Consider the following 25,872-nt stretch of genomic DNA (forward strand, 5'->3'; position numbering starts at 1 on the left):
TTGCCGAGGCCGGCATGGAAGAGAACCCCGTCAACCTCGATCCCCGCATGGCCAAGCTCGCCGGCGGCGTCCACCGCCTCGACGGCCAGCTCATGGTCGTCCTCGACGTCGATCGTGTCCTCGAGCTTAAAACCGAAGTGCAAATGGCTGCCTGAGCTAACCGAAACATCGAAGCCGGAGAACCAAAATGAAGACATGTTTGGTGGTCGATGATTCCAGCGTCGTGCGAAAGATCGCGCGCCGGATCCTGGAAGGCCTGGAATTCGAAGTCACCGAGGCCGAGGACGGCTCGAAGGCGCTGGAGATCTGCCAGCGGCAGCTGCCCGACGCGGTGCTGCTCGACTGGAACATGCCCGTGATGGACGGCTTCGAGTTCATGGGCCACATGCGCCGCCTGCCCGGCGGCGACCAGCCCAAGGTGGTGTTCTGCACGACCGAGAACAACGTGGCTCATATCGCTCAGGCGCTCAGCGGCGGCGCCAACGAGTACATCATGAAGCCCTTCGACAAAGACATCATCGCCGACAAGTTCGCTGAAGTCGGCTTGATCCCGGTCGGACAAGCCATGGTCTGAGTGTCTGGCGAAACCGTTTCAGCCAGAGTGTCCCCAGTACAGCTTCCGAGAGGCTATCCGTGACCCCGACCGAGTATGAGTATCTGCGTAAGTTCCTGAGGGATCATTCCGGGCTCGACCTGTCCGCAGACAAGCAATATCTGATCGAAAGCCGGTTGTTGCCGCTCGCCCGCAAGGCCGGGCTCTCCGGGATCGGCGAGCTCGTGCAGAAGCTGCAGGGCGGCTCGAGTGCGCTCGTCACCAGCGTGGTCGAAGCCATGACCACCAACGAGACCTTCTTCTTCCGCGACAAGGTCCCGTTCGATCATTTCCGCGACACCATCATGCCTGAGGTCATCAAGGCGCGCGCCGGCCGACGAAGCGTGCGCATCTGGTGCGCCGCCGGCTCGACCGGGCAGGAGCCCTATTCGCTGGCGATGTGCCTGAAGGAGATGGGCGCGGCCCTGACCGGCTGGCGCGTCGAGATCATCGCGACCGACCTGTCGCAGGAGGTGCTCGAGAAGGCCAAGGCCGGCATCTACAGCCAGTTCGAAGTGCAGCGCGGCCTGCCGATCCAGATGCTGATGAAATATTTCAAGCAGACCGGCGAGACGTGGCAGATCAATCCCGAGCTGCGCGCGATGATCCAGCACCGGCAGCTCAACCTGCTGCATGATTTTGGCCAGCTCGGCACCTTCGACGTCATCTTCTGCCGCAACGTGCTGATCTATTTCGACCAGGACACCAAGATCAACATCTTCAACCGCCTCGCCCGCCAGATCGAGGGAGACGGCTTCCTGGTACTCGGTGCAGCCGAAACCGTGGTCGGACTGACCGACACGTTCAGGCCGATCCCGGATCGTCGCGGCCTCTACAAGCCGAACGATCCGCGTGCAGCGGCAGCCAAACCGGCGATCGCCGGCGCCGCGCCGCCGCGCATGGCGGTGTTGGCAGGACGATAGGGATGGCAGAGGATGGCAAGGGCGCGGAGCGCGTCACGTTCAGTCGAGGCTATGATGTCTGCATCATGGCGATCGACGGCACGTGGCGGCGCGACTGCAAGCTCAATGCGATTTCCGACACCGACGCCATCCTCACGGTGGATGGCTCGATCCAGGGATTGAACCTGAAGGAATTCTTCCTGCTGCTGTCGTCGACCGGGCTCGCCTATCGTCGTTGCGAGCTGGTGCGCGTCAACGGCGCCGAAATGGACATCCAGTTCTTGCGCGGCAAGAACCGGAAGAAGCGCGGCGCCGCCGGCGGCCGTGACGAGGCAGCGTGATCGCCAAATAGGCCTCGTCCCGCGCGCCCCGTCGCCGTTTTCCGAGACGTTGGTTCATATTTGCTGAAACATCCGGACGAATTCGCCGCACCGGCTTTACGGGGTTGAAGCGCGATCCGTGTATCGATCGCTCGTCTCAATTCTCAGGATACGGTAATGCCCAGAAGCTCCCTCTCTCCCATCCCGTCAAACCTGCCCGACGTCGCCGAGCGGCGTGCGCTTCAGCTTCTGGTGGTCGACGACGACGCCACGCAGCGCAGCCTGATCACGGTCGCCGCCAGGCAGGCCGGCCATGAAGTCACGGTGGCGCCGTCCGTCGCGGAGGCGATCGAGAAGCTCCGCGCCGCCCGCTTCGACTGCGTGACGCTCGACCTCGTGCTGGAGGATGGCGACGGCATCGACGTGCTGCGCGAGATGGCGGCGGCGAAATTCGCGGGCCACGTGATCGTCATCAGCGGCATGGACGGCAAGCGCCGCAGCGCCGCCCGCAGCTTCGCCCGTTCCGTCGGGATCCAGCTCCAGGGCCTGCCGAAGCCGCTCGATCTCGCGGCGCTGCGCATCAGCCTCGCCAATCTCGGCAAGACCGCAATGGGGCTGCCGGCGATGCATACCTGGGGTGGCGTCGCCACCGACGCGATCGTGGAACGGCACCGCACCTGAGGCGCGGAGCTGCCATGCGATCGGACGCGGGCGTTTCGCCGCACTGATCGCAGTTCAAGCCGGGTTGCCGGATTCCGACAGGCATTGCAGGGCGTGGCCGAGGCCCGCCCGGCAGGCGTTGAGAGCGGCGTTCGCGCTGACATAACGCGGCGTGACGTCGTCGAGTATGAAGACGTCGGCGGAACCTTCCGGATCGTTGCTGTGTTCTCGATCCATGGCTGCGGCGATCCGGCGCATACTGGTCTCGATCTGCGCGATCAGCAAGCGCAGGTCGGCGGCGATCAATCGTTGTCTGTCGGCCTCGGATGTCGCGACCAGCGGCGGCGTATCGGCCAAATTTAGCATGGATATTCTCCGTCTCCTGCAATTAGGCGCAATGCCGCTACTTGTGCGTTAAGTCTATGTCCCGTACAAATACGGGTGGGCCGAATCCGCGCCGAACGCCATAACGGTTGGCGCGGACGCGAGTCCGTAATGCCAACTGGATGTGGCACATGGCCGAGCAAACCTCTCGTGGTGAAATCTTCGTGGTCGACGACGACCCTGCGGTTCGCGACACCTTGTCGATGGTGTTGAAGGCGGCGGGTTATGAGGTGATCTGTTTTGCGGACGGCGCAGCCCTGCTCTCCGTCGCGCGGAACCGTACGCCGGCTGCGATCCTGCTCGACGTGCACATTCCCGGAAAGTCGGGCCTCGACATTCTGAAGGAACTGCACGGCGAAGATTATCCGGCGCCGATCTTCATGATTTCCGGGCAGGGCGACATCTCGATGGCGGTGGGCGCCATCAAGAGCGGCGCGCTCGATTTCATCGAAAAGCCGTTCCGCGGCAGCGAGATCGTTGGCCGGCTGGACGAGGCGATCGGAGCCTATGCACGCAGGCAGGCAGAGAGCGTATCGCCGAAATTCTCTTCGCTGCATTTCCCCGGACGCGAGCCGTTGACGCGGCGTGAACGCGAGGTGCTCGAGCAGTTCGCTTCCGGTGCGTCCAACAAGGAAGCCGGCCGCACGCTCGGCATCAGCCCACGCACCATCGAGGACCATCGCGCCAACATCATGAAGAAGCTCGGGGCGCGCAACGCCGCCGATCTGATCCGCATCGTGATGACCGCGGCCCAGCGCGCGTCGTAGTTCTGCCGGTGACGTTTCGTAGCCCGGATGAGCGAAGCGAAATCCGGGATCTGCGCCTGCGGCACCACCTCTCCCGGATTGCGCTGCGCTCCATCCGGGCTACAGGAGATTGATCCTCAGCCGCTCAGCGCCTTGCGGATGATCCGCGCCAGATCGGATTTGCGATACGGCTTCGCCAGCAGCAGAACGCCTGTATCCAGCCGGCCGTGATGGATGATCGCGTTCTCGGTATAGCCCGAGGTGTAGACCACCCTGAGGTCGGGACGCGTCCTCGACACCTCGTCGGCAAGCTGTCGTCCGTTCAACTTGCCGGGCATGATGACGTCGGTGAACAGCAGGTCGAACGGCTTGCCGGTGGCGACGATCGCGAGCGCCTCCGCGGCGTTCGCAGCCTGCAGGGTGACGTAGCCGAGCGAATGCAGCTGCGCCAGCACGTAGTCGCGCACCAGCCGGTCGTCCTCGACCACGAGGATCGTCTCGTGTCCGCCCTCGATCGTCGACGGCGTCACGCCTTCGCCCACGGCCGCGGGCGTCTTGCCGGGCGGCAGATACATCTTGATCGTGGTGCCGTGACCTTCCTCGCTGTAGATCTTGATGTGGCCCGTGGACTGCTTGATGAAGCCGTAGACCATCGAAAGCCCGAGCCCGGTGCCCTTGCCCGGTCCCTTCGAGGTGAAGAACGGATCGAACACCCGGGCCAGCATGTGCGCAGGAATGCCCGTGCCGGTGTCGCTCACGGCGATCAGCACATAGTGTCCGGGCCTGACGTCGTTGACGCTGGCATAGACCTCGTCGAGATAGGCGGTGCCCGTCTCCACGATCAGCTTGCCGCCGCCGGGCATGGCGTCACGGGCATTGAGCGCGAGGTTGAGGATCGCGGTGGTGAGCTGGTTGGGATCGACGATCGCGACGCAGCTCTCGTCCTCGAACACCGATTCGATCTGGATCTGCTCGCCCAGCGTCGGGCGCAACAGCTTTGCGGTGTCGATGATCAGCGAGTTGATGTCGACCTCGCGCGGCTGGAGCGGCTGCTTGCGCGCGAAGGCGAGCAGGTGCTGGGTCAGCTCGGCGCCGCGCCCGGCGGCCTCGTCGATCATCTTCGTGATCGCCGCAAGCTCCGGCTCCTTCGCCACCGCGTCGGCCAAAATTTCGATCGTCCCGGTGATCACGGTGAGGATGTTGTTGAAGTCGTGCGCCACGCCGCCGGTGAGCTGGCCGATCGCCTCCATCTTCTCGGCGTGGCGCATGCGCTCCTCGGACGCGATCTTGTCGGTGAGGTCGCGGTAGAACACGTTGAACAGGATGCCTTCGCGGCGTCTCAGCGCCGTGACGCTCAGCTCGGCCTTGAATTCCTTGCCGTCGCGACGACGAACCGTGAGCTCGCGGCGGCGGTTGAGGGTCTGGCCGTCCTGGGATTCGAGGAAGCGCGCGAGGCCGGCCTTGACCCGCTCGCGCTCACTCTCTGCGACGATGAGGTCGACCGCATTCCTGCCCAGCGCCTCGTCGCGCCGCCAGCCGAACAGCTCCTCGGCCCGCGAGCTCCAGTTCAGGATGGTGCTGCGGTCATCGGTCTGGACGAAGGCGTCGAGCGCGGTCTCCACGATATTGCGCGCGAGCAGCTCGCTTTCGCGCAAGGATTCCTCCGCGCGCCGTGCCTCGGTCATGTCGCGTCCGACGAAGAAGAAGCGCTTGGCCTGATCTGACCAGTTGCCGAGCCAGGACAGCCAGACCTCGCGTCCGTCCTTGTGGATGCAGCGGGTGTCGGCGAGCCTGGGGTGCCCGCCGCGCCGGAGCGCGCGCATTTCCCCGCGGGATTGTTCGAGATGCGCGGGATGGATGAAATCGACGCCGCTGCGGCCGATCATCTCGTCCGGCGGGTAGCCGAGCACGGCCTGGCTGCTCGGGCTGACCTGCACGATATGGCCCCGCGAATCCATGATCATGATCAGATCTTCCGAGGCGTCGAACAGCTGCCGCCGTTCCTCGATCTGCTGTTGCAGTGCGCGCTCGGTCCGTCGCGCATCGGTCAGTCTGCGCGCCGTGCCGGACGCGCCGATGATCTCGCCCGAATTGCCCCTGATCGGTGACAGGCTCACCGAGATTTCGACCGGACTGCCGTCCTTGCGCAGGCGCACCGTTTCGAAATGCTCGATCCGCTCGCCCGTCGCTATCCGCCGCAGATAGTCCTTGCCCTCTTCGCGGCGATCGGGTGGCAGGAGGATCAAGGTCGGCCGTCCGACCGCTTCCTCGGCCGTATAGCCGTAGAGGCGCTCGGCCGCCGCATTCCACCCGATGATGATGCCGTCGAGCGTCTGCATGACGATCGAATCGTCGGAGGATTCGACCGCCGCGCTGAACAGGCGTTCGCGGACGGCGAGCTGGTCGCGCGCGGCCTCGGTGCGCCGCCGCTCCTCGACCTCATGCTCCAGCGCCGCCGTCTTCGCCCGCATTTCATCGATCAGACGGGCAAATGCCCGCGCCAGCATGCCGGTCTCGCCGGGGGCGTCGGTTGGAATTCTAATCGAATTGTCCCGACCGAGCCACTCGACCGCCGCAGTGAGCTGCCCGATCGGCCGGGTCAACGACCGCGCCAGCAGCACGGCCAGCAGGGCGGCGACCAGCACCGCTATGAGGCCGATCGTGATGGTCGTTTTCTCGATGGTGACGGCCGGCGCCATGAAGACGGCGTTGGGCACGACGCGGATGACACCGACCCACTGGTCCTCGGCCAGGATTGCAGGCGCGATCGCGGTGCCGCTCGGCTTGCCGTCACTGCCCGGCACGACCTGCGTCGCACCCAGCGTCGATCCGGTGACTGAAGCGAAATAGGGGAAGTCGTCCTGCCAGTGCGTCGGCGTCCCCAGTTGCGAACCGAATTCGCGGGTGCGATCCGGATGAACGAGATAATCGCCGTTGCGGCCGACGACATAGACCTGTTCGCCGCGCCGGCCCGATATCCTGATACGGTCGAATACCTGGCGCATGTCGACATTGACGACGACGATGCCGAACAGCCGGTGATCGGGCCCAAACAGGGGCGCCGCGACGCGCAAGGTCGGAACATAGGGCACCTGAAGCTCGCCGTTGTCGACGTCCAGATCGACCGGTGAGACGCTGACCTGGTCCTCTGCCAGCTTGATCGCCGCCTGGAAGAAGGAGCGCTCGCCCTTGTTCTGCAGGGCATCGTCGGGAACGGCACGCACCGCTCCGTTCGGGCCGGAGCGGTCGACGCGCAGATATTCGACGCCGTCGGCACCGATGATGCGGAATTTTGCGTAGGCCGGGTTGGCGCCGACGTCGGCCACGAGGCGCGTCAGCAACCGGTCGCGCCAGGTCTTCTCCGAGAGGTGGTCGACCGGATCGACCCCGTCGTTGAAATGGGCATCGATCATGCCGCGCGCGGCGGCACGTGAGCGGAACGTCGCAACGTCGGCGCGGGCGCCGTTCGCATACGCTTCGAGCTGCGAGGCCAGAAGCCGCGAGTGGCCCTCGATACGGTCGAGCACGCGCGGCAGGAAGGCTTGCTCCAGGCTGTAATGGCTCAGCCATCCGACGGCGGCGACCGCAGCCGCGACCAGCAGGATCATTGCGATGGCCAGCCGGGTCGCGAGGGTCATATCGGCCTTCGCGCCGCGTCGCGAACGGTCCCGAATGTCCTGCTAGGCTGCAACATGGATCACCCCGTCATCGGCTGCCGGAGCCGACATTAGCTTGCGGCGCTGATGTGAGGCAGCCGTCGACAGCGGCGAGCAGGGCGTCCGGCCGGAACGGCTTCTGCAGACTCGCGACCGCGCCGAGCTTGGTCGCCATCTTCAGAAAGTCCGGTTCGGCATAGGCGTCCGGGGTGACGGCGCGGCGGCCGGAAATGACGATGATCGGAAGGGCCGGCTGCAGCACGCGGATGTGGCGCATCGTCTCCAGTCCGTCCATGCCGGGCATGAATATGTCGAGGAACAAGAGGTCGAACTGGCTCGCCTCGAACCGGGCAAGTCCCTCGTAGCCATCGCCGGCAACCGTGACGCGATGACCCGCTCTCTCCAGGATCAGCCGGATCGTGATCTGCACGGCCGGGTCGTCATCCACAATCAGGATGTTAGCCACGTCAAAACCTCCGGATCGTACAGGGATGTTCCCCGGCGACCCCAAATCACCGCTTCAAATGCGAAATTGTTGCGCGGATTGCGCCCGTCCTGCAAGCACTTCGCGGCCGGCACATTGTCAGCCTCGCGCGATTCCGGCGACGCCGGCCATATGCATCCTTACGTGCACATAAGACCTCTGACGCAACGCCTGGGGCGTGTCGTGCCTAATCGGTCAGATATTCGGGATGGTGGCTTCGGATCTTGTCGAGCTCGCTGAGCGTGCCCGACAGGTGCTTGCGCAGATGTTCTTGCGCGGCGTCGGCGTCTCCGGCCTCGATCGCGCGCGTGATCAGCTTGTGGTGGCGGACGATGTTCTGGGCCTTGCCGGGCGAAGGCAAATGCAGCCGACGCAGCCGGTCGATATGTCCGCTGCGGCTGCGCACCAGCGTCCACAGGTCTTGCTTTCCGGCGGCGGCGTAGAGTTGGGCGTGGAAGTCGTTGTCGGTGGCCATGAAGGCCTCGAAGTCGCCGGCCTTGGCAAATTGCTGTTGTAGCGCGATGGCGTGATCCAGGCGGACCACGAGCGCCGCGTCCCTGCCGGCGGCGAGCAGGCGGACGATCTCCAGCTCCAGTGCCTGACGCAGGAAATGCGCCTGCTCGGCGCGGCCGATGTCGATCCGGCTGACGACAGTCGCGTGCTGCGGGAAGACGTCGACGAGCCCTTCTTCCTCGAGCCGCATCAAGGCATCGCGCACCGGTGTCGAGCTGATTCCGAACTGGCCGGCAAGCTCGGCGCGTGACAGCGGCGCGCCCGGCGGCAGTTCCAGGGCGATGATCGCATTGCGCAGCCGCTCGAACACCTGCGGCGCGGCCTGGCGGGCGCGGTCGAGCCGGGCGGCAGGTCTCGAAGCGGTTTTTGCCGCGCGCGGCGCGGTATGGGTTGCTTCCATGGCGGGTCCCGCGGGCTTGCCTTTGATGCACTAATATATTAGTGCATCAGCAGGGTCAACGCAGCGCGACGCGCACCCGGAGGAAACACACAACAATGATCAAGCATCTTCGTAGCAAGCTTGCGGCTGCCGCCCTGATCGCCGCAACCGTCCTGCCGGTATCCGCGGCGCATGCGCAGCAGAAATCCGAGATCTCGCTGTCGCGCCAGCCCGGCATTTTCTACATGCCGAGCCACATCATGGAAAAGCAGAAGCTGATCGAGAAGCATGCAGCTTCGCTCGGCGTACCCGGCGTCACCACCAAATGGGTGACCTTTTCCGGCGGCGGCGCGCAGACCGATGCGTTGCTCGCCGGCGGCGTCGACATCCTCAACACCGGCACCGGCAATCTTCTGTTGCTGTGGGACCGCACCCGCGGCGGCGTGAAGGGCATCGTCGCGACCTCGGCGCAGCCGATGACGCTGATCAGCCGCGACGCCAACATCAAGTCGATCAAGGATTTCGGTCCGAGCGACAAGATCGCGGTGCCGACGGTGAAGGTTTCGACGCAGGCGATCGTGCTTCAGATCGCGGCCGCCGAGGCCTTCGGTGCCGACCAATGGTCGAAACTGGACGCCAACACCGTGCAGCTTGGCCATCCCGACGCCTATGCGGCGCTGTCCAATCCCAAGCACGAGGTGCACACCCACTTCTCGATCCCGCCTTTCACCTTCCTCGAGCTGAAGAACGTGCCGGGCGCGCATGTCGTGCTGAACTCGCCTGACGTGATGGGCGGTCCGCTGAGCCAGGCCCAGTTCTTCACCACGACGAAATTCGCCGATGCCAATCCGAAGATCATCCAGGCGGTGCGCGATGCCACCAAGGAAGCGCAGGATCTGATCCGCAGCGACACCAAACAGGCGGTCGAGATCTACAAGGAGATCACCGGCGACAAGACCTCGGTGGAAGAGTTGCTCGATCTCCTGAAGCAGCCCGGCATGATGGAATGGAATCTCGAGCCGCAGGGCACGATGAAATTCGCAGCCCATCTGTACAAGACCGGCACGCTGAAGATGCAGCCCAAGGCCTGGACGGACTATTATCTCCCCGTCGCGCACGACCTGAAAGGCAACTGATGGCGCTGCTCGACGTCAACGGGGTGACGCTGCGCTACAAGACCTCCAGCGCCGTCGTCACCGCCACCGAAAGGGTCAGCTTCACCGTCGACAAGTCCGACCGCTTCGTGTTGCTCGGGCCGTCCGGCTGCGGCAAGTCGACCCTGCTCAAGGCCGTCGGCGGCTACATGAGCCCGAGCGAGGGCCGCATGAGCATCAACGATCGCGAGATTCATGGTCCGGGCGCCGACCGCATGATGATCTTCCAGGAGTTCGACCAGCTCCTGCCGTGGAAGAGCGTGCTCGCCAATGTGATGTTCCCGCTGCTGACCGCGCGAAAGCTATCGCGCAAGGACGCCGAGGCGCGGGCACGGGCCTATATCGAGAAGGTCGGCCTCACCCGCGTCGTCGATGCCTATCCGCACACGCTGTCCGGCGGCATGAAGCAGCGCGTTGCGATCGCGCGCGGCATGGTGATGGAGCCTGATATCCTGCTGATGGACGAGCCGTTCGCCGCGCTCGACGCGCTGACGCGGCGCACCTGCCAGGACGAGCTGCTTCAGCTCTGGAGCGAGACCAAATTCACGGTGCTGTTCGTGACCCATTCCATCGCGGAAGCGATCCGCATCGGCAACCGCATCCTGCTGCTGTCGCCGCATCCCGGCCGGGTCAAGGCCGAGGTGGTCGATGTCGACAAGGTCGCGAATGGAGACGGCAGCGCCGGCCGGCTGGAGAAGGAGATCCACGATCTCCTGTTCGCGGCCGAAGCTGTGGCGCATTGAGGGGGCCTGTTATGGGCGAAGCGAGAATATTGCTGCGTGACGCGTCGGTTGCCGCGACCGGCGGTGCGGGCGAGGTCGAGCGCAAGCTGAGCGTGCCGGAGCTGTTGTGGAACGACGGCTTTGTCCGCAAGACCGTCATCATCCTGTTCCTGGCAGCCGTCTGGGAAGCCTACGGCCTCTATCTCGACAATCCCCTGCTGTTTCCGACGCTGCACGACACCATCGTGACACTGTACGACCGGGTCAAGGACGGCACCATTCCGATGCGCGCATGGACCTCGCTGAAGGTGCTGTTCATGGGCTATTCGGCCGGCATCGTGCTGGCCGCGATCTTCACCGTGCTCGCCATCTCGACGCGGATCGGCACCGACTTCCTGGAAACGGTCACGGCGATGTTCAACCCGCTGCCGGCGATCGCGCTGCTGCCGCTCGCCTTGATCTGGTTCGGGCTCGGCAACGGCAGTCTTGTTTTCGTGCTGATCCATTCGGTGCTGTGGCCGGTCGCGCTCAACACCCATTCCGGCTTCAAGAGCGTGTCCAACACGCTGCGCATGGTCGGGCGCAATTACGGCCTGCGCGGGCTGCCTTATGTCGCGAAAATCCTGATTCCGGCGGCCTTCGGCTCGATCCTCACCGGCCTGAAGATCGGCTGGGCCTTTGCCTGGCGCACGCTGATCGCGGCCGAGCTGGTGTTCGGCGTGTCCTCGGGGCAGGGCGGACTCGGCTGGTTCATCTTCGAGAACCGCAATCTCCTCGACATACCTGCGGTCTTCGCAGGCCTCTTGACGGTGATTATCATCGGGCTCTTTGTCGAGAACCTGATCTTCCGCGCCATCGAGCGGAACACCGTGCAGAAATGGGGCACCCAATCATGACCAAGAAGAAAATCACGCCCGACCAGCTCCGCAGCGCGCGCTGGTTCGCGCCCGACGACCTCCGCTCGTTCGGCCACCGCTCCCGCACCATGCAGATGGGCTACGCCCCGGAGGAGTGGAAGGACCGCCCGATCATCGCGATCCTCAACACCTGGTCGGACGCGCAGCCCTGCCACATGCACTTCAAGTCGCGCGTCGACGACGTCAAGCGCGGCATCCTGATGGCCGGCGGCCTGCCGATCGAGCTGCCGGCGCTGTCGCTGTCGGAATCGCTGCTGAAGCCGACCACGATGCTCTATCGCAACCTTCTGGCGATGGATGCCGAGGAGCTGCTGCGCAGCCATCCCGTCGACGGCGTGGTGCTGATGGGCGGCTGCGACAAGACCACGCCGGCGCTGCTGCTCGGCGCGACCTCGATGAATATCCCGGCGATCTATCTGCCGGCAGGTCCGATGCTGCGCGGTAACTGGAAGGGCAAGACGCTCGGCTCGGGCTCGGACGGTTGGAAATATTGGGACGAGCGGCGCGCCGGAAAAATCTCCGACAAGGACTGGCTCGATATCGAAGCCGGCATCGCGCGGAGCTACGGCACCTGCATGACCATGGGCACGGCCTCGACCATGACCGCGATTGCCGAGGCGATCGGCATGACGCTGCCGGGCGCCTCCTCGATTCCCGCTGCCGACGCCAACCACATCCGGATGGCCTCGGAATGCGGCCGCCGCATCGTCGAGATGGTGTGGGAGGATCTGACGCCGAAGACGATCCAGACCCGAAAAGCCTTCGAGAACGCAATTGCTGTGGCCATGGCGATGGGCTGCTCGACCAACGCGATCATCCATCTGATCGCGCAGGCCCGCCGCGCCGGCCTCGACATCGGCCTCGACGACTTCGAGAAGGCGAGCCGCAAGGTGCCCGTGATCGCCAACGTCCGTCCGAGCGGCGACGCCTATCTGATGGAAGACTTCTTCTATGCCGGCGGCCTGCCGGCGCTGATGGGCCAGATCAAGCCGCACCTGCATCTCGACTGCATCACCGTTACCGGACAGACGGTCGGCGAGAACATCGACGGCGCCGAAGTGCACAATGCCGATGTGATCCGTTCGGTCGAAAACCCCATCTACAAGGAAGGCGCGCTCGCCGTACTCAAGGGCAATCTCGCGCCCGACGGCTGCGTCATAAAACCCTCCGCCTGCGCGCCGCGCTTCCTCAAGCATACCGGGCCTGCGCTGGTGTTCGACGATTACCCCTCCATGAAGAAGGCGGTCGACGATCCCAATCTCGACGTCACCGAGGACCATATCCTGATCCTGCGCAATGCAGGGCCGCAAGGTGGCCCGGGCATGCCGGAATGGGGCATGCTGCCGATCCCGACCAAGCTCGTGAAGCAGGGCGTGCGCGACATGGTGCGGATCTCGGATGCGCGCATGAGCGGCACCAGCTATGGCGCCTGCATTTTGCACGTCGCGCCCGAATCTTATGTCGGCGGCCCGCTGGCGCTGGTGCGGAACGGCGACCGCATCACGCTCGACGTCGCCGCGCGCACCATCAATCTCGATGTCCCCGAAGCCGAGCTCGATAAACGCCGCGCCGCCTGGAAGCAGCCCGAGCGCCGCTTCGAGCGCGGCTATGGCTGGATGTTCACAAAACACATCAAGCAGGCCAATGACGGCTGCGACTTCGACTTCCTCGAGACCGATTTCGGTGCGCCGATCGGCGAGCCGTCGATTTACTAGAGAGCATGACATGACCAAACTCAGCGAAGCCACCCGCAACAAGCTCAAATCCGTCTCCACGGCGACCGTCGCCACTGCGCTGTTCAAGCGCGGCCTGCGCATCCAGATGATCCAGGATGTGCACCCGCTCGGCGCCGACCAGCCGACCATGGTCGGCGAGGCCTTCACGCTGCGCTACATGCCGGCGCGCGAGGACCTCAATACCATCGACGTCTTCAAGGACCGTTCGCATCCGCAGCGCAAGGCGATCGAGGATTGTCCGCCCGGCAGCGTGCTGGTGATGGACAGCCGCAAGGACGCGCGCGCGGCGTCCGCCGGCGCGATCCTGGTGACGCGTCTGATGAAGCGCGGCGTCGCCGGTGTCGTCACCGACGGCGGCTTTCGCGATTCCGCCGAGATCGCGAAGCTCGGCATTCCCGCCTACCATCATCGTCCCTCGGCGCCGACGAATCTCACGCTGCACCAGGCGATCGAGATCAACGTGCCGATCGGCTGCGGCGATGCGCCGGTGTTTCCGGGCGACGTCATCCTCGGCGATGCCGACGGCGTCATCGTGATCCCCGCGCATCTCGCCGATGAGATCGCCAACGAAACCTTCGAGATGACGGCGTTCGAGGATTTCGTCACTGAGGAGGTCGGCAAAGGTCGCGGCATCTTCGGTCTCTATCCCGCCACCGATCCGCAGACGCTCACCGATTTCGCGGAATGGCGGAAGAAGAACGGTCGCTAGACCAAGACCAATCACATCAAGAAACAGGCCGGCCGCATCAAGCGCCGGCCTTTTGTCGAGCAGGGGAGGACTTCAATGAATTTTACACGACGCAATCTCTTGGCCGGTGCTGGCGCAACTGCGGCTTCCGCACTTCTGGCCCGCGCCGCCAGTGCCCAGTCGTTTCCGTTCGCGCCCAACCAGCGCTACCCCGATCCCGCCGTCCAGATCCTCGATCCGAGCTTTGGAAAATACCGGCTCTATTCCTCGACGGTCGAGCAGGTCGCGACCGGGATGCGCTGGGCCGAAGGCCCCGCCTATTTCCCCGAAGGCGGCTATCTGCTGTTCTCGGACATTCCCAACAACCGGATCATGAAGTTTGACGAGAAGACCGGCCAGACCAGCGTCTTCCGCGCCAACGCCAACTACGCCAACGGCAATGCGCGCGATCGCCAGGGCCGCCTCGTCACCTGCGAGCACTCCGTCACCCGCCGCATCACCCGCACCGAGAAGGACGGCAAGATCACCGTGCTCGCCGACAAGTTCGAGGGCAAGCGGCTGAATTCGCCGAACGACATCGTGGTGAAGTCGGACGACAGCATCTGGTTCACCGATCCGCTGTTCGGCATCAACGGCGAGTGGGAAGGCAAGAAGGAGAAGGCCGAGCAGGCCACCACCAACGTCTATCGCATCGCCAAGGACGGCAAGATCAGCGCCGTCCTCACCGACCTCGTCAATCCCAACGGTCTTGCCTTCTCGCCGGACGAGAAGAAGCTCTACATCGTCGAATGGAAGGGCACGCCCAACCGCAGCATCTGGAGCTACAATGTCGGCGAGGACGGTGCCTTAAGCGGCAAGACCAAGCTGATCGACGCGGCTGACCAGGCCTCGCTCGACGGTTTTCGCGTCGATCGCGACGGCAATCTCTGGTGCGGCTGGGGCTCCAACGGCGCGCTGCAATCCGAGCCCACCGACATCGGCGGCCGCAAGGTGTTTCAGCTCAAGGGCAAGTCGGAGGATCTCGACGGCGTCATGGTGTTCAACGCGGACGGCAAGCCGCTCGCCTTCATCAAGCTGCCCGAACGCTGCGCCAACCTCTGCTTCGGCGGCCCGAAGAACAACCGGCTTTATATGGCGAGCAGCCACTCGGTGTATGCGCTGTATGTGGAGGCGCATGGGGCGGTGTGAGGCAGAGGTGGCCAGCTAAGCCGCGGTAGGGTGGGCAAAGCGACTTGTCCGCCGTAGCTCGAAGAGCGAAGGCGGAAGCGTGCCTACCGCTCTCGTCGCAATTGCTGAAAGATGGTGGGCACGGCGCGACGCACCTTTGCCCACCCTACAAAGCTGCCGAATTCCTTCGCCTCTCCCCGCGCGCGGGGAGAGGCCGTAGCCCGGATGGAGCGTAGCGTAATCCGGGACGGTCTTGCCGCCTGCACGAATCCCGGATTTCGCTGCGCTCCATCCGGGCTACAAGGTCACGCCTCCGCCATCCCGGCCGCCCACAGCGCGAACGCATAGACGATCGCGACTTCGTCGAGACGATCAAACCGCCCCGATGCGCCGCCGTGGCCGGCGCCCATGTTGGTGCGGAGTAACACCGGGCCGCCGCCGCTCATGGTCGCGCGCAGGCGCGCGATCCATTTGGCGGGCTCCCAATAGGTGACGCGCGGGTCGGTCAGGCCGCCCATCGCCAGGATCGCCGGATAGTCCTTCGCCGCGACATTGTCGTAGGGCGAGTAGGACAGGATGGTGCGAAAATCCTTCTCGCTCTCGATCGGGTTGCCCCATTCGGGCCATTCCGGCGGCGTCAGCGGCAGCGTGTCGTCGAGCATGGTGTTGAGCACGTCGACGAACGGCACTTCGGCGACGATGCCCGCGAACAGCTCGCCGGCGCGGTTTGCCACCGCGCCCATCAGCATGCCGCCGGCCGAGCCGCCATGGCCGACGATGCGTTTTGCGCTGGTGTATTTCGCATCGATCAGCGCCCGTGCGCTGGCGGCAAAATCGTCGAACGAGTTGGTCTTCTTCTCGCGCTTGCCGTCGAGATACCAGCCCCAACCCTTGTCGGCGCCGCCGCGAATATGGGCGATGGCGTAGACGAAACCACGATCGACCAGCGACAGCCGGTTGGCATTGAAGGAAGCCGGCATCGCCATGCCGTAGGAGCCGTAGCCGTAGAGCAGCAGCGGCGCCGAGCCGTCGAGCTTCAGCCCGCGGCGATAGAGGATCGAGACCGGCACCTCGGCGCCGTCATGCGCCTTGGCCATGATGCGCGTGGTGACATAGTCGGCCGCATCGTGGCCGGACGGGATCTCCTGGCGCTTGCGCAAGGTGCGCGTGCGCTTGACCATGTCGTAGTCGTAGACTTCCGAGGGCGTCGTCATCGACGAATAGGCGAAGCGCAAATTGGTCGTGTCGAATTCATAGGAGCCCATCGTATCCAATGAGTAGGCGGCCTCATCGAAGGCGATGGCGTGCTCGTCCTTTGTCGTGAGGTCGCGGATCACGATCGACGGCAGCGCATTGGCGCGCTCAAGCCGCACCAGATGGCCGGCATAGAGATCGAGGTCGATGATGTAGATGCCGGGACGATACGGGATCAGATCGCGCCAGTTCTTGCGCTCGGGTGCGCCAAGCGGCGCGGTGACGATCTTGAAATCGATGGCGTCGTCGGCATTGGTCAGGATGAAGAGCTCGTCGCCGCGGTCGGCCAGCGAATATTGCACGCCGTCCTCGCGCGCCGCGACCAGGCGCGGCGGCGCTTCGGGGTGGGCGAGATCGATCAGCCGTTGCTCCGAGGTCTCGTGATCGCCGCCCGCGATCACGCAGAAGCGGCCGCTGGTGCTCTCGTGCAGATGGGTGAACCAGCCGGAATCCTGCTCCTCGTAGACGAGCGTGTCGTCGGCCTGCCCAGTGCCGAGCTTGTGCCGCCACACCTGCATCGGCCGGTGATTGTCGTCGAGCTTCACATAGAAGAAGCTCTTGCAGTCCGCGGCCCAGACGATGCCGCCGTCGGTCTCCTCGACCAAATCGTCAAGATCTTTGCCCGTGGCCCAGTCGCGGACGCGGATGGAAAAATACTCCGAGCCCTTGGTGTCGGCGCTCCAGGCTTGCAGCTTGTGATCGTTCGAGTGGCGGCTGCCGCCGAACTTGAAATATTTGTGGTCTTTGGCGAGCGCATCGCCGTCGAGCACGATATGGCCCTCGCCACCGTCGCGCGGCATGCGGCCGAACAATTCGTGCTGGCCGCCCTCGCGAAACCTGCGGAAATAGGCGAACGGGCCGTCGGGCGAGGGCACGCTGGAATCGTCCTCCTTGATCCGTCCGCGCATCTCGCGCACCAGCGTCTTCTGCAGCGACGAGGTGTGGCCGAGCAGGCTCTCGGTGTAGCCGTTCTCGTCATCGAGATAGTTGCGGATGTCGGGATCGAGCACGGCGGGATCGCGCAGCACCTCCTGCCATTTCTCGTCCTTCAGCCAGGCATAGTCGTCGGTCACGGTGATCCCGTGCCGCGTGAAGGAATGCGGCCGGCGCGGGGCGACGGGAGGCTGGGAAGGTGTCTTGGCTTGGGTCACTCGGTCCTCATTCAACTGCGTGTTCCACCTTATATCGTCCCGTTTCTACGAATTGCCAGCACGGCTGTTCCAGCCACTGCGCCAAGTCGCCGGGTTGTTGATCGCCCCCTTGTATGCTTAAGGGGCGATACCCCCGCCGCCGGTCCAGCCTGATGCTCTTCAATTCCTACCCGTTCATCCTGCTGTTCCTGCCGGCCGTGCTGGCCGGCTATTTCTGGCTAGGGCGGCGCAGCAATCTGGCGCCGGTGATCTGGCTGGCGCTGGCCTCGCTCGCCTTCTACGCCATCGGCAGCTGGCAGATCGTGGCCCTGCTGCTGATCTCGATCGCCTTCAACTACGGCGTCGGCTATCTCCTGATCGCGGCGAAGCTCGCGCCAATGCAACGAAAGGCGGCGCTCGCGCTCGGCGTAGTCGGCGACCTTCTCGTGCTCGGCATCTTCAAATATGCCGGCTTCGTCGCCGAGAACATCAATGCGCTGGCCGGCACGCATGTCGCGGTCCACATCCTGCTGCCGGTCGGCATCTCCTTCTACACCTTCACGCAGATCGCGTTCCTGGTGGATGCGTATCGTGGCCAGGTCGCGCGTTACGCCTTGCCGCACTACGCGCTGTTCGTGACATACTTTCCGCATCTGATCGCGGGGCCGATCCTCCACCACAAGGACATGATCCCGCAATTCGAGCGGAAGGAGACCAAGCATCCGGACGCGCATCTGATCCTGTGCGGAATCATCATCTTCGCGATCGGCCTGTTCAAGAAGACCTGCCTTGCCGACGGCATCCAGCCCCTGGTGGCGCTCGCCTTCGAGGCGCGCTCGCCGAGCTTTGATCAGGCCTGGTGTGGTGCACTCGCCTACACGTTCCAGCTCTATTTCGACTTCTCCGGCTATTCCGACATGGCGATCGGGATATCGCTGATGTTCGGCATCTTCCTGCCAGTGAATTTCAACTCACCCTACAAGGCCACCAGCATCGTCGAGTTCTGGCGCCGCTGGCACATGACCTTGTCGCAATTCCTGCGCGACTATCTCTACATCTCGCTCGGCGGCAACCGCCGCGGCCGCGTGCTGCGCTATGTCAATCTGATGATCACGATGCTGCTCGGCGGCCTCTGGCACGGCGCGGCCTGGACTTTTGTCGTCTGGGGCGCGCTGCATGGCGCCTATCTCTGCGTCAATCACGCCTTCAATGCGCTGGTGCCTGACGTCCCGACGTTGCTCGTGAGCCCGGTCCGCATCGTCGGAGCCGTGCTGACGTTCCTCGCCGTCGTCGTGGCCTGGGTTTTCTTCCGCGCCGAGAGCGTCGCGTGGGCGCTGCGCGTCCTCCACGCAATGGCCGATCCGTCGAATATCGTCCTCGGCCGCGAGGAGGTCGCCGCATTGGTTCTGGTGTCGATCTACGCCGCATTGGTGTGGCTGGCGCCGAACACGCAAGCAATCATGGGATACGATCACGACAATCGCAGGGTCGGCGAGGCCCTGCCGGCAGGGCGGATGCGACCGCTGGTCCTTTACGGCGCCTCGCTGGTGCTCGCTCTCGGGATTCTCGGCATCCAGAGCCACAGCGAATTCATCTATTTCCGGTTCTGATGCGGGGCAATTTCACACATCTGAGGCGTCTTCTGCTCGCCGGCATCGTCTGCGTGCTGGGCGCGGCGGTGCTCACCTATCTCGTCGATCCCCTGCAACTGTTTCGCCCGTCGCGACTGGCCTTCTATTCCGACGACACGCGCGTGCAGAATGCTGGGCTAATCCGCAGCCAATCGTTCGACACCGCCTTCATGGGCACCTCGCTCGCGATCCATTTCCGCCAGAGCGACATCGATCGCGCGCTCGGCGTCCACTCGCTCAAGCTGGCAATGACCGGGTCCAATTCGCGCCAGCAGGGCTTTGTGCTGGAGCAGGCGATCGGGCGCGGCGCCCGGCGCGTGGTGTGGGCGATGGACGATTTCATCTTTGTCGATGCGGCGGATATCGAGGCCGATCCCTTTCTCTCCGTCGATCTCTATCGCCAAACGACGAAGGGCATCGCGTCCTATCTGTTCAGCGCCGCGATGGCGAAGGAATCCCTGTTCGCGCTGCTGCGGTCGATCCCGCAGCTGCAACAGCCGCTGGCGCGGGCGGCGCCGTTTCTCCCCGTCAAGTTCGCGCTGTCCGACGTCGACGACATCTACGCGCTGCCGCGCGATTTCGACGTCGCGCGTGACTACAATGCGAAGAAGACGCTTGCCTCGTTCGCCTACATCACGAGCCCCGTGCGCAGCCGCTTCCTCGGCGAAGGCTATGGCTACGACGCCATGGTCCGGCATTTCGAGCGCGACGCCGCAGGCCTGATCACGCGTCATCCGGACGTGACTTTCGACATCTACCTCCCGCCCTATTCGATCCTGCAATTCGTTGCGATGCGCGATGCCTCGCCTGCAACGCTGAAGATCATCACCGACCTCACCGCGCGCATCGCCGAGCGGCTGACGCAGCTTCCGAATGTGCGTCTGTACGATTTCCGTGCGATCAGGGCGGTGACGCACGATCTCGATAACTACAGCGACGTCATCCATCATTCGCCGGTGGTGGACGCGATGGTGCTGAGTTGGCTGGCGCGTGGGGAGTATCGCGTCGATCCCGAGGCGCCGCTCGCGTCGCTGGATGCGCTGAAGGCGCAGGTCGAAGCGTATCGAGTCGCGCACTGAACTTCCCCTCTCCCCCTGTGGGAGGGTGGCTCGCAGCGTAGCGGCGAGACGGGTGAGGGGTATCTACCCGCGAGTCCATCTCGCAATTGAGTTCGCTGAGACAACCCCTCATCCGGCGCCATAGCCGAAGCTTCGCTTCGGCGTTCCTAAGAACGGCGGCCGAAGGCCGCCTTCGCCACCTTCTCCCAACAAGGGGAGAAGGAAGAAAGAAGCCCTGCGTTCGCAGGGACGACGGCGGCGCCTTACACCGCCACCTGCTCGCCGAGATAAGCGACCGCGGCTTCCAGCCCGCCCTTGCCGTGCGGGATCTTCAGCGCATTCAACCCGATCTCGATGACCCCCAGCGTGCCGAGCAGCATCGGCGCATTGACGTGGCCCATATGGGCGATGCGGAAGGCTTGTCCCGAGAGATCGCCGATGCCGGTGCCGAGCACGACGCCGCACTTGTCCTTGCAATAGCGTTGCAGCAGCGCCGGATCATGGCCGTTGCTCATGGTCACCGTGGTCACGGTGTTGGAGCGCTCGCTCGCCTCCGCGACGTTGAAGCCGAGCACCTGGCCTTCCGACCAGGCGGAGACGGCGCGGCGCGCGGCTTCGCCGAGCAGGCTATGGCGGCGGAAGGCGTTCTCCAGTCCTTCCTCGTGTAGCAGGTCGATCGCCTGGCGTAGCGCGAACAGCAGATGCACCGGCGCGGTGCCGGCATATTTGCGATAGTGCTCGGTGCCCTCGCGCTCGCTCCAGCTCCAATACGGCGTGCTCATGTTGGCCTTCTTGTGCACCTCGAGCGCGCGCGCGTTGGCGGCGACGAAGCCGAGGCCGGGCGGGGTCATCAGGCCCTTCTGCGAGCCGGACATCGCGACGTCGATGCCCCATTTGTCCATCTCGAACGGCATGCAGCCGAGCGAAGCGACGGTGTCGACCATGTACAGCGCGGGATGGCCGGCGGCCTTGATCGCCTTGCCGATCGCCTCGATGTCGTTCTGCACGCCGGAAGCCGTATCGACCTGGACGACGACGACGGCCTTGATGGTGTGCTCCTTGTCGCGGCGCAGGCGCTCCTCGACCTCGTGCGGCCGCACCGCGCGGCGCCAGTCGCCCTTGAGCACCTCGACCTCGGCGCCCATCAGCGCTGCTGCGTGGCCCCAGCCGATCGCGAAGCGCCCGCTCTCCAGCACCAGCACCTTGTCGCCGCGCGACAGCACGTTGCTCAGCGCGGCTTCCCAGGCGCCGTGGCCGTTGGCGATGTAGATGTAGGACTTGCCCTTGGTCGCGAACAGCTTCGAGATGTCTGCGAGAAGTGTATCGGTCAGCTCGTGCATCTCTTTGGAGTAGATGTCGATCGCCGGACGATGCATCGCCTGCAGCACCTCGTCGGGCATCGTGGTGGGCCCGGGGATGGCCAGAAATTCCCGGCCCGCGCGAACGGTCATTGCTGTTGGTCCTTGTGTCGTGATGACAGTCTGGAGGGTTGCTCGCTTAGGCTTTTACGCGTTGGAGGCAACTAAGAAAAGCGCGTAAAACGCAGGTCTGGGGTGGTTTTTGTTCGAGCATGGTCTTGTCGGAAAACCGCCTCACACTTTTCCGGACCATGCACTCATCTCTTGGTTTCCCGGCAGCCGGCGGCTTCAGCCTCTTCCACCGAGCAGAACCAGCGGGTGCCCTTGCTGATCTTCATCTTGATCTGGGTGTACCAGCGGCTGGTCGGCTGGTGATAGATGCACTCGCCGGCGGTGTTGACGTTGCCCTTGATGGTGCAGTCCGGCGAGGGCGCGACGGGCCCGGAGGCCGAGGCGAGCAGCACCGCATGCGCGCCCTCGGGCGGCTTGGTCGCGCCCAGGATGGTGGTCTTCTTGTTGCGGACGCGCCAGTCCCACGGCGCGATGAAGGCGCCCTGCCACATGCCGGCTTTGGCCTCGCGCGCGGCGGCCTCATCGGGTTCGTAGTCGTGCGAGACGCGGGTGTAGGCGAGTGCCCAGCCGCTGCGCACCAGCCATTTCTGGATGTCCTCGCCGCCGACCTCGCAGCGCGCCACGGTGCGGCCGCGCCGGTCGATCGCGCGGGCGTGGCAGACCCAGTTCTTTCCTTCGGTGTATTTGGCGAGTTCGTCGCGCGCCGCGATGCCGCAGGTCCAGCGCTCGCCCTTGGTGTTGAGGCAGAGCTGGTCGGACGACGGCGCGTCGATGCCGCCGAGCCGGATCCGCGTATTGCCGATCACGACGGAATCGCCGTCGCGGACCTTTGCCGTGCCGGTGATGTCGGCGGCCTCGGCCAGCGAGGGGATGGCGAGCAAAGACAGCGCAATCAGGAATTTTCGCAACATGCCGGTCCGCGTGTTCAGGACAATCTCGATAAGCCGCGCAATTGTGGTCGGCTTTTGTCCGCCCGGCCAGCATATGCCTAACGATTGAGCTTTCAACTTCCCGTCATTGTGGCGGGCCTTCGCTTACCCTCCCCTGGAGGGGGAGGGTCGGCACGCGATCGAGCGAAGCGAGATTTCGTGACGGGGGGGGTGATCTCTCCACTCGGGCACTGTTCGTCGCGGAGAGACCGTCACCCCACCCCGCTCGCGCTGCGCGCGATCGACCCTCCCCCTCCAGGGGAGGGTAAGAGGACTCATCACCCCCGCGCCATCGCCCGCTTCGCTACCGCCAGCGCCATCAGCACGAAGGCCGACGTCACCTCGGGACCACCCACCAGAATCCGCGTCGGCGTCTTCATCTTGTTCCATTCATAGGCGCGGAACGGGCCGCGGCGGCCGCCTTCGCCGAGGCTCGCGACGATCACGTTCAGCGCCGGTGCAAAGGCGCGCGGGTCGGCGCCGAGATGGCCGAGCGCGATCAGCGCCAGCGCTGCGTCGAACACGTTCATCTCCGCGGCCATCAGCTCGCCCTTGACGTAGGAGAGCACGCGATGGCGGATGAAATCGAAATCGCCGTCGGGGTCGATCGCCGCCTGCGCCGCCAGCGGCAGCGCCAGGAAGGCCGCATAGCAGCGGCCGAAATAGGCGCTGTAGAGCTCGGGCAGATAATAGATGTGCGAGCGCGGATTGGCGAAGGCACCGCTGGCGGCGAGCCGCTTCTGGAAGCCGATGATCCGGTGCACGGTGGCCAGCCGCGCCGGCGTCTCCAAAACCTTCCAGCGCGCGAGGTTGCGGAAGCTCACCTCGAGAATGTCGAGATTGAGCGTCGGATCGAGATCGTTGCCATAGGGCCGCTCGCCTTTGAGGTTGTCGATCCAGGTCGCGACGCCGCCCTCGTAGTCGATGTTGTCGTTGAGCGGCACGGTCACGCGCGGTTCGTTGACGCCGGCGAGCACCTGATAGCCCGAATAGAAGTCCAGCAGCGGCTGGTCGATGATCGGATCGGTGCAGCCGGCTTGGGTCGCTGCCGAGATCGAGCACGCCGTGGTGTCGCAATCCGGCACGTAGACGCCGAAGCCGAGGTCCTGCTTGATCTGGGCGAAGAAACGGGAAAAGCGCGGATGCGGCGCCGGCGCGAGCGCGGTGATGACATTGAAGCGTGTGCCGTCGATACCCTCGACTTCCTCGCGGCTGATGTTGACGCAGAAATCGACCATGTCGGCGATCGCACGCTCGGTTGCAATCTTGTCGGCCGGCGAGGCGAGCCCGGTCTCGACATAGCTCAGCAGCGCCTCGATGAAGAACGCGTCGTAATAGGCCGAGCGGTGTCGGATCTGTACCGGCTCCCACATCGGCTCGGCAACGCCGCTCCAGGGCGGATTGACGACGGCCGCTGCCGGCGAGCGCGCGATGAAGACGCGGGCGAGGTTGAACAGCAGCGAGGAGTTCTTGTAGCCGCGCGCGTTCAGCCCCGTCAGCGCCATGGTCAGCTCGCGGCCGCGGACATCGGGGTCGCCGATCAGGTTGAAGGCGGCATAGGTCGGCAGGAAACCGTTCTTGCGGTACGAGCCGAGCAGATGCTGCGCGCAGTCGCGGATCACGCCGTCGATCTGCGCTTGTTGCGGCGCTAATCCGGTGAATATCGCCGGCGGCGGTTTTGGATGATCGAGCGCGATGCTGTCGACGAGATCGGCGACGGGCTGGCCGACCGCCGCCCAATCGGGCTCGGCGTCGTCGCGCGCCCGCGCCAGCGCCGTGCGAAGCCGGCTCAGCTTCGCCTCGTCGCGCAACTCGGGCAGCCCGGCGCGACGGAGCAGGATCCGCAATGCGGGATTGCCGAGCGCGGTCTTGTAGAATTTGGCCAGATGCGGATCGCCGCTGGCCGGGCCCGACAATACGGGATCGCAGACGTCGTAAAGCGAGGGGCCGTCTTTTCGCGCCGTCAGCGCCCGGCAGGCGGCGCCGGCAAAATAATGAAAGCTCATGAAATACCTGGTCGCGGGGTCTTGGCCAGGGGCCGGCCGGCACGCTCCCATCTGCGCGCCACCCCCTCCAAGTCTTTGAAAAAGCTACCCGGATTCGCGGGAAATTCAAATGTGATGGCGGTCACGGAAAAATCGGGCACGGGAGCTGCGTGATTAAGGCCGTTACAAGGGGCTCGCGACGAAAAAACGTGCAAATTCTGCTCGGATGATTAACCAATATATTCAGTCGCTTAGCTCAAATTTTGGGCGATCTATTGCCGGGGAGGAGATATCCGGTTAAGGCTTTGTTTGGTGCGGCGCCGCAAATTGCGCGCAGTTCGGGGGCACATCCCCGGCCAATCCCTCAAACCTGAAGCCACCATCGCGCTACTCAAACATTGTGCGCGCGCTTGGCTGGTCTTTGGCACAGGAACGAACCGAGATGAATGTAAGGCAGCTCGACATCTCCCGCCGCACGATCGCGGTCGCCGCAGCCCTCATCGGCACGGTGTCGCTCGTGATCGGCGCCCATGCTGCCCTCAACATGCGCGCGATCGATGCCGCCAAGGCCGTGTCGACCGACCAGGTCACCGGCTCGATCGGCCAGTCGTCCCGCCTCGCCCTCGTCATCGGCAATGGACATTATCCCGACGCCAGCGCGCCGCTGACGCAGTCGATCAACGACGCCCGCGCGCTGTCCTCGTCGCTCCGCAAGAACGGCTTTGACGTCGACATGGTGGAAGACGCCACCAAGGACGACATGGTCCGCGCCGTCAATCGCCTGAAGTCCCGGATCAAGCGCGACACCGTCGTCATGCTGTTCTTCGGCGGCTACGGCGTGCAGGCCGGCCGCGAGAGCTACATGCTGCCGGTCGATGCCGTGATCTGGAAGGAAAGCGACGTCCGCCGCCAGGGCGTGTCCATCGACGGCGTGCTCGACATGATGAAGGAGCAGGGCGCCAAGGCCAAGCTCGTCGTCGTCGACGCCTCCCGCCGTAACCCTTACGAGCGCCGCTTCCGCTCGTACAGCCACGGCCTCGCACCGATCAGTGCGCCCGACAACGCGTTGATCCTGTCTTCGGCTTCGCCCGGCAAGGTCGTCGACGACGGCAAGGGCGAGCACAGCGTGCTGGTGAGCGAGTTCCTCACCAATCTCACTGCGCAGGGCAGCGCCGAAAGCGTCTTCAACAAGACCCGCGTCGCCATCTCGCGCGCCTCCGAAGGCGACCAGGTCCCGACCATCTCCTCCTCGCTGCTCGAGGACGTCCATTTCGGCGAAGCAGCTGGCGGCTAGCCGCAAATCGTAGGGCGGGCAAAGGCGCAAAGCGCCGTGCCCACCATCTCTTCAGGATTTCGATGGAAGACGTGGGCACACTTCGCTTTGCCCACCCTACGATATGCGCGTGTATGCGCACACTGTCCCCACACTCGTCAT

Annotated in this window: 22 protein-coding genes and 1 pseudogene; 15 read left to right on the forward strand and 8 right to left on the reverse strand. The window is 64.5% G+C overall.

The features are described 5' to 3' along the window. The 5 genes and pseudogenes from OWC48_RS11520 to OWC48_RS11540 all read left to right on the forward strand — a co-directional run. Nucleotides 1-155, forward strand: a pseudogene (locus tag OWC48_RS11520) (chemotaxis protein CheW); the annotation flags it as partial. 32 nt (nucleotides 156-187) lie between these two features. Then, nucleotides 188-574, forward strand: a complete 387-nt coding sequence (locus tag OWC48_RS11525; RefSeq protein WP_018321619.1) for a response regulator — start codon at nucleotides 188-190, stop codon at nucleotides 572-574. Nucleotides 575-633: 59 nt separating this feature from the next. Continuing rightward, nucleotides 634-1,515 (forward strand): protein-glutamate O-methyltransferase CheR, encoded by an 882-nt coding sequence (locus tag OWC48_RS11530; protein ID WP_282520091.1) that lies wholly within the window; start codon nucleotides 634-636, stop codon nucleotides 1,513-1,515. A 2-nt stretch (nucleotides 1,516-1,517) separates the two neighbouring features. Then, nucleotides 1,518-1,835, forward strand: coding sequence for a hypothetical protein (locus tag OWC48_RS11535; protein ID WP_014490546.1), 318 nt, complete (start codon nucleotides 1,518-1,520; stop codon nucleotides 1,833-1,835). 156 nt (nucleotides 1,836-1,991) lie between these two features. Further along, the gene (locus OWC48_RS11540) at nucleotides 1,992-2,495 is read left to right on the forward strand and encodes a response regulator (protein WP_282520092.1); all 504 of its coding nucleotides are present in this window, start codon (nucleotides 1,992-1,994) and stop codon (nucleotides 2,493-2,495) included. 54 nt (nucleotides 2,496-2,549) lie between these two features. On the opposite strand, the gene OWC48_RS11545 is transcribed toward OWC48_RS11540, so the two are convergent. Then, entirely contained in the window at nucleotides 2,550-2,840 is a 291-nt protein-coding gene (locus OWC48_RS11545; protein WP_282520093.1) for a hypothetical protein, read from the reverse strand. Between the two features lie 149 nt (nucleotides 2,841-2,989). Between OWC48_RS11545 and OWC48_RS11550 the strand changes: the two genes are divergently transcribed. After that, nucleotides 2,990-3,625 (forward strand): response regulator transcription factor, encoded by a 636-nt coding sequence (locus tag OWC48_RS11550; RefSeq protein WP_028160526.1) that lies wholly within the window; start codon nucleotides 2,990-2,992, stop codon nucleotides 3,623-3,625. Between the two features lie 116 nt (nucleotides 3,626-3,741). On the opposite strand, the gene OWC48_RS11555 is transcribed toward OWC48_RS11550, so the two are convergent. From OWC48_RS11555 to OWC48_RS11565, 3 genes are all read right to left on the reverse strand, one after another. Continuing rightward, a complete protein-coding gene (locus tag OWC48_RS11555; RefSeq protein ID WP_282520094.1) occupies nucleotides 3,742-7,242 on the reverse strand; it encodes a PAS domain S-box protein in 3,501 nt (1,166 codons plus the stop codon). A 67-nt stretch (nucleotides 7,243-7,309) separates the two neighbouring features. Beyond that, nucleotides 7,310-7,726: a response regulator gene (locus tag OWC48_RS11560; protein WP_282520095.1), complete on the reverse strand. Its 417-nt coding sequence runs from the start codon at nucleotides 7,724-7,726 to the stop codon at nucleotides 7,310-7,312. 205 nt (nucleotides 7,727-7,931) lie between these two features. After that, the gene (locus tag OWC48_RS11565; protein WP_282520096.1) at nucleotides 7,932-8,657 is read right to left on the reverse strand and encodes a GntR family transcriptional regulator; all 726 of its coding nucleotides are present in this window, start codon (nucleotides 8,655-8,657) and stop codon (nucleotides 7,932-7,934) included. Between the two features lie 95 nt (nucleotides 8,658-8,752). Here OWC48_RS11565 and OWC48_RS11570 point away from each other — a divergent pair, with 95 nt between their 5' ends. The 6 genes from OWC48_RS11570 to OWC48_RS11595 all read left to right on the forward strand — a co-directional run bounded on the left by OWC48_RS11570 (nucleotide 8,753) and on the right by OWC48_RS11595 (nucleotide 15,041). After that, nucleotides 8,753-9,772, forward strand: coding sequence for an ABC transporter substrate-binding protein (locus OWC48_RS11570; RefSeq protein WP_282520097.1), 1,020 nt, complete (start codon nucleotides 8,753-8,755; stop codon nucleotides 9,770-9,772). Then, nucleotides 9,772-10,533, forward strand: coding sequence for an ABC transporter ATP-binding protein (locus tag OWC48_RS11575; protein WP_282520098.1), 762 nt, complete (start codon nucleotides 9,772-9,774; stop codon nucleotides 10,531-10,533). Before OWC48_RS11570 ends, OWC48_RS11575 begins: the two co-directional genes overlap by 1 nt. An 11-nt stretch (nucleotides 10,534-10,544) precedes the next feature. Continuing rightward, the gene (locus OWC48_RS11580; protein ID WP_282520099.1) at nucleotides 10,545-11,408 is read left to right on the forward strand and encodes an ABC transporter permease; all 864 of its coding nucleotides are present in this window, start codon (nucleotides 10,545-10,547) and stop codon (nucleotides 11,406-11,408) included. After that, on the forward strand, nucleotides 11,405-13,144 hold the full coding sequence (gene araD / locus OWC48_RS11585; RefSeq protein WP_282520100.1) for an L-arabinonate dehydratase: 1,740 nt from the start codon (nucleotides 11,405-11,407) through the stop codon (nucleotides 13,142-13,144). Before OWC48_RS11580 ends, araD begins: the two co-directional genes overlap by 4 nt. A 10-nt stretch (nucleotides 13,145-13,154) precedes the next feature. Next, complete coding sequence (locus OWC48_RS11590; protein ID WP_282520101.1) at nucleotides 13,155-13,874, forward strand: ribonuclease activity regulator RraA; 720 nt, start codon at nucleotides 13,155-13,157, stop codon at nucleotides 13,872-13,874. A gap of 75 nt (nucleotides 13,875-13,949) precedes the next feature. Beyond that, nucleotides 13,950-15,041, forward strand: a complete 1,092-nt coding sequence (locus OWC48_RS11595) for an SMP-30/gluconolactonase/LRE family protein (RefSeq protein ID WP_282520102.1) — start codon at nucleotides 13,950-13,952, stop codon at nucleotides 15,039-15,041. A gap of 284 nt (nucleotides 15,042-15,325) precedes the next feature. Here the strand turns inward: OWC48_RS11595 and OWC48_RS11600 are convergent, their stop codons facing one another. Further along, nucleotides 15,326-17,425 (reverse strand): S9 family peptidase, encoded by a 2,100-nt coding sequence (locus tag OWC48_RS11600; RefSeq protein WP_282520103.1) that lies wholly within the window; start codon nucleotides 17,423-17,425, stop codon nucleotides 15,326-15,328. A 152-nt stretch (nucleotides 17,426-17,577) separates the two neighbouring features. On the opposite strand from OWC48_RS11600, the gene OWC48_RS11605 reads away from it, so the two are divergent. Further along, nucleotides 17,578-19,014, forward strand: coding sequence for an MBOAT family protein (locus OWC48_RS11605; RefSeq protein WP_282520104.1), 1,437 nt, complete (start codon nucleotides 17,578-17,580; stop codon nucleotides 19,012-19,014). Continuing rightward, entirely contained in the window at nucleotides 19,014-20,114 is a 1,101-nt protein-coding gene (locus tag OWC48_RS11610) for a hypothetical protein (RefSeq protein WP_282520105.1), read from the forward strand. The genes OWC48_RS11605 and OWC48_RS11610 overlap by 1 nt, the downstream gene beginning before the upstream one ends. A gap of 242 nt (nucleotides 20,115-20,356) precedes the next feature. Here OWC48_RS11610 and OWC48_RS11615 read toward each other — a convergent pair whose 3' ends face one another. The 3 genes from OWC48_RS11615 to OWC48_RS11625 all read right to left on the reverse strand — a co-directional run bounded on the left by OWC48_RS11615 (nucleotide 20,357) and on the right by OWC48_RS11625 (nucleotide 24,458). Beyond that, nucleotides 20,357-21,544 carry an alanine--glyoxylate aminotransferase family protein gene (locus OWC48_RS11615; RefSeq protein WP_282520106.1) on the reverse strand — a complete coding sequence of 396 codons (1,188 nt, stop codon included), beginning with the start codon at nucleotides 21,542-21,544 and terminating at the stop codon, nucleotides 20,357-20,359. A 164-nt stretch (nucleotides 21,545-21,708) separates the two neighbouring features. After that, on the reverse strand, nucleotides 21,709-22,434 hold the full coding sequence (locus tag OWC48_RS11620) for a thermonuclease family protein (protein WP_282520107.1): 726 nt from the start codon (nucleotides 22,432-22,434) through the stop codon (nucleotides 21,709-21,711). A gap of 296 nt (nucleotides 22,435-22,730) precedes the next feature. Beyond that, a complete protein-coding gene (locus OWC48_RS11625; RefSeq protein ID WP_282520108.1) occupies nucleotides 22,731-24,458 on the reverse strand; it encodes a hypothetical protein in 1,728 nt (575 codons plus the stop codon). Nucleotides 24,459-24,879: 421 nt separating this feature from the next. Here OWC48_RS11625 and OWC48_RS11630 point away from each other — a divergent pair, with 421 nt between their 5' ends. Further along, nucleotides 24,880-25,731 carry a caspase family protein gene (locus OWC48_RS11630; RefSeq protein WP_282520109.1) on the forward strand — a complete coding sequence of 284 codons (852 nt, stop codon included), beginning with the start codon at nucleotides 24,880-24,882 and terminating at the stop codon, nucleotides 25,729-25,731. The last annotated feature ends 141 nt before the right edge of the window (nucleotides 25,732-25,872 follow it).

This window comes from Bradyrhizobium sp. Arg816, from assembly GCF_029989365.1.
Classification (GTDB): domain Bacteria; phylum Pseudomonadota; class Alphaproteobacteria; order Rhizobiales; family Xanthobacteraceae; genus Bradyrhizobium.

Bases quoted from the DNA above. Each gene is read 5' to 3' on its own strand.
- OWC48_RS11575 (WP_282520098.1), top strand. From the start codon at position 9,772: ATGGCGCTGCTCGACGTCAACGGGGTGACGCTGCGCTACAAGACCTCC.
- OWC48_RS11555 (WP_282520094.1), bottom strand. From the start codon at position 7,242: ATGACCCTCGCGACCCGGCTGGCCATCGCAATGATCCTGCTGGTCGCG.
- OWC48_RS11630 (WP_282520109.1), top strand. From the start codon at position 24,880: ATGAATGTAAGGCAGCTCGACATCTCCCGCCGCACGATCGCGGTCGCC.
- OWC48_RS11525 (WP_018321619.1), top strand. From the start codon at position 188: ATGAAGACATGTTTGGTGGTCGATGATTCCAGCGTCGTGCGAAAGATC.
- OWC48_RS11590 (WP_282520101.1), top strand. From the start codon at position 13,155: ATGACCAAACTCAGCGAAGCCACCCGCAACAAGCTCAAATCCGTCTCC.
- OWC48_RS11535 (WP_014490546.1), top strand. From the start codon at position 1,518: ATGGCAGAGGATGGCAAGGGCGCGGAGCGCGTCACGTTCAGTCGAGGC.
- OWC48_RS11540 (WP_282520092.1), top strand. From the start codon at position 1,992: ATGCCCAGAAGCTCCCTCTCTCCCATCCCGTCAAACCTGCCCGACGTC.
- OWC48_RS11625 (WP_282520108.1), bottom strand. From the start codon at position 24,458: ATGAGCTTTCATTATTTTGCCGGCGCCGCCTGCCGGGCGCTGACGGCG.
- OWC48_RS11565 (WP_282520096.1), bottom strand. From the start codon at position 8,657: ATGGAAGCAACCCATACCGCGCCGCGCGCGGCAAAAACCGCTTCGAGA.
- OWC48_RS11570 (WP_282520097.1), top strand. From the start codon at position 8,753: ATGATCAAGCATCTTCGTAGCAAGCTTGCGGCTGCCGCCCTGATCGCC.
- OWC48_RS11615 (WP_282520106.1), bottom strand. From the start codon at position 21,544: ATGACCGTTCGCGCGGGCCGGGAATTTCTGGCCATCCCCGGGCCCACC.
- OWC48_RS11580 (WP_282520099.1), top strand. From the start codon at position 10,545: ATGGGCGAAGCGAGAATATTGCTGCGTGACGCGTCGGTTGCCGCGACC.
- OWC48_RS11545 (WP_282520093.1), bottom strand. From the start codon at position 2,840: ATGCTAAATTTGGCCGATACGCCGCCGCTGGTCGCGACATCCGAGGCC.
- araD (WP_282520100.1), top strand. From the start codon at position 11,405: ATGACCAAGAAGAAAATCACGCCCGACCAGCTCCGCAGCGCGCGCTGG.
- OWC48_RS11595 (WP_282520102.1), top strand. From the start codon at position 13,950: ATGAATTTTACACGACGCAATCTCTTGGCCGGTGCTGGCGCAACTGCG.
- OWC48_RS11610 (WP_282520105.1), top strand. From the start codon at position 19,014: ATGCGGGGCAATTTCACACATCTGAGGCGTCTTCTGCTCGCCGGCATC.
- OWC48_RS11620 (WP_282520107.1), bottom strand. From the start codon at position 22,434: ATGTTGCGAAAATTCCTGATTGCGCTGTCTTTGCTCGCCATCCCCTCG.
- OWC48_RS11605 (WP_282520104.1), top strand. From the start codon at position 17,578: ATGCTCTTCAATTCCTACCCGTTCATCCTGCTGTTCCTGCCGGCCGTG.
- OWC48_RS11550 (WP_028160526.1), top strand. From the start codon at position 2,990: ATGGCCGAGCAAACCTCTCGTGGTGAAATCTTCGTGGTCGACGACGAC.